The 2,543-nt window shown below is 75.7% G+C and carries 1 protein-coding gene; it reads right to left on the bottom strand.

Translation table 11 applies throughout. From position 1 onward, the window contains the following. Positions 1–2,543, bottom strand: a 2,543-nt coding sequence (locus tag ACZ7KF_RS41470; protein ID WP_471087885.1) for a beta-ketoacyl synthase N-terminal-like domain-containing protein, incomplete at both ends; no start/stop codon positions are given.

Genomic DNA, 2,543 nt, shown 5'->3' with positions numbered 1-2,543 from the left:
GCGGCCAACGCCGCCAGAGAACCCCGAGCCCCCGCCACATCGGCGGCCACCACCACCGCACGATGCGGCAGCAACGCCCGCGACACCGCCAGGGACCTGGAGACGTCCACCGGGTCGAGGCCGGGATGGGTGGCGAGGTGGTCGGCGAGCCGGGCGGCCTGTTCGGTGAGGGCGGCCTCGGAGCGGGCGGAGAGCAGCCAGGGCACCCAGCGCGGCGCGGCGGCACGCGCGGGGGCGGCCGGCTCCGCCGGGGCCTCCTCCAGGATCAGGTGGGCGTTGGTGCCGCTGGCGCCGAACGAGGACACGCCCGCGCGACGCGGTCGTTCGGTCCGGGGCCAGGGGGTGGCGTCGGTGACGAGCTCGACGGAGCCGGAGGCCCAGTCGATGTGCGGCGAGGGCGCGTCCACGTGCAGGGTGCGGGGCACCTCGCCGGCGTGCAGCGCGAGCACCATCTTGATCACGCCGGCCACGCCCGCCGCGGGGCCGGTGTGGCCGATGTTGGACTTCAGCGAGCCGAGCCGGAGCGGCTGCTCGCGGTCCTGGCCGTAGGTGGCCAGCAGGGCGTTGGCCTCGATGGGGTCGCCCAGGGTGGTGCCGGTGCCGTGTGCCTCGACGACGTCGACGTCGGCGGGGGTGAGGCCGGCGGCGTCGAGCGCGGAGCGGATGACCCGCTGCTGGGCCGAGCCGTTGGGCGCGGTGAGGCCGGAGGAGGCCCCGTCCTGGTTGATCGCCGAGCCGCGGACCACGGCCAGCACGGGGTGGCCGTTGCGGCGGGCGTCGGACAGCCGCTCCAGCAGGACCACGCCGACGCCCTCGGACCAGCCGATGCCGTCCGCGGCGGCGGCGAACGCCTTGCAGCGGCCGTCGGGGGCGAGACCGCGCTGCCGGGAGAACTCCACGAACGCCCGCGGGGTCGACATGACCATCACACCGCCGGCCAGCGCGAGCGAGCACTCGCCGCTGCGCAGCGACTGCCCGGCCAGGTGCAGGGCGACGAGGGACGACGAGCAGGCGGTGTCCACACTGACGGCCGGGCCCTCCAGGCCGAGGGTGTAGGACACCCGGCCGGAGAGGACGCTGGCGTAGTTTCCGGTGCCGAGCAGTCCCTCGTCCACGCCGGCGACCGCGCCGTGCCGTGAGTCGTAGCGCTGGTCTGTCACGCCGGCGAAGACGCCGGTGGCGCTGCCGCGCAGGCCGTGCGGGTCGATGCCGGCGCGTTCGAGGGTCTCCCACGCGACTTCGAGGAACAGCCGCTGCTGCGGGTCCATCGCCAGCGCCTCGCGCGGGCTGATGCCGAAGAGGTCGGCGTCGAAGTCCGCGGCGTCGTGCAGGAAGCCGCCCTGGCGCAGGTAGGTGTGTCCGGCCCGGTCCGGGTCGGGGTCGTAGAGGCTGTCGAGGTCCCAGCCGCGGTCGGTGGGGAAGTCGCCGATGGCGTCGCGGCCTTCGGCGAGGAACTGCCACAGTTCCTCGGGGCCGGTGACGCCGCCGGGGAGGCGGCAGGCCATGCCGACCACGGCCAGCGGCTCGTCGGCCGGGGTGGTGCGGGCGGCGGGGCGGGCCGGGACGGGTGCGCCGTCGAGCCGGGTGACCAGGTAGTCGGTGAGGGCGGCCGGGTTCGGGTGGTCGAAGACGACGCTGCTGGGCAGGGTCAGGCCGGTCGTCTCGGCCAGCGCGGTGCGCAGGCGGACCGAGGCGAGGGAGTCGAAGCCGAGGGCGGCGAAACCGCGGTGCGGTTCGATCGCGGCGGGGTCGGCGTGGCCGAGCACGGCGGCGGTGCGCACTCGTACCAGGTCCATGACCCGGTGGCGGCGTTCGGCGGGGGACAGTGCGTCGAGGGTGTCGCGCCAGGGCGTGCCGCTCTCGGCGGTCTGCTGTGCGGGGAGCGTGACGGGGCTGGTGATCGCGGGCAGCGGGCGTGCCGTGCCGTCGACGGGCGGCCAGTACCGGTCGCGCTGGAAGGCGTAGGTCGGCAGCTCGGCCGGGTGTGCGCCGGTGCCCCGGAAGAAGGCGGTCCAGTCGACGCGCACGCCGTGGGCGTGGGCCTCGGCGAGGTTGCCCAGCAGGGTGGGCAGTCCGCCCCGGTCGCGGTGCAGGGTGCCGACGACCACGGCACCGGTGCCGCTGCGCTCGACGGTCTCCTGGGTACCGATGGTCAGGACGGGGTGCGGGCTGACCTCGATGAAGCCGCGGTGGCCCTGGGCGAGCAGGGTGGCGACGGCGTCGGCGTAGCGGACGGGTTCGCGCAGGTTGCGGTACCAGTGGCCGGCGTCCAGCGCCGTGCCGTCCGTCCACTCCCCCGTGACGGTGGACAGCAGCGGGACGGTGCCCGCGGTGGGCCGGATCCCGTCGAGGTCGGCCAGCAGCCGGTCGCGGACGGTTTCCACCTGGGCCGAGTGGGAGGCGTAGTCGACGGCGATGCGGCGGGCGCGTACGCCCCGCACCTCGCAATGGGCGAGGAACTCCTCCAACGCCCCGGCCTCACCCGCGACGACCACCGACTCCGGACCGTTGACCGCGGCGACCGCCACCCGGTCCGCCCACCC

The sequence above is a fragment of the Streptomyces sp. NPDC038200 genome (genome assembly GCF_055600785.1).
Note: the sequence above shows the minus strand (reverse complement) of the source record. Positions and strands in the feature narration are given on the sequence as shown.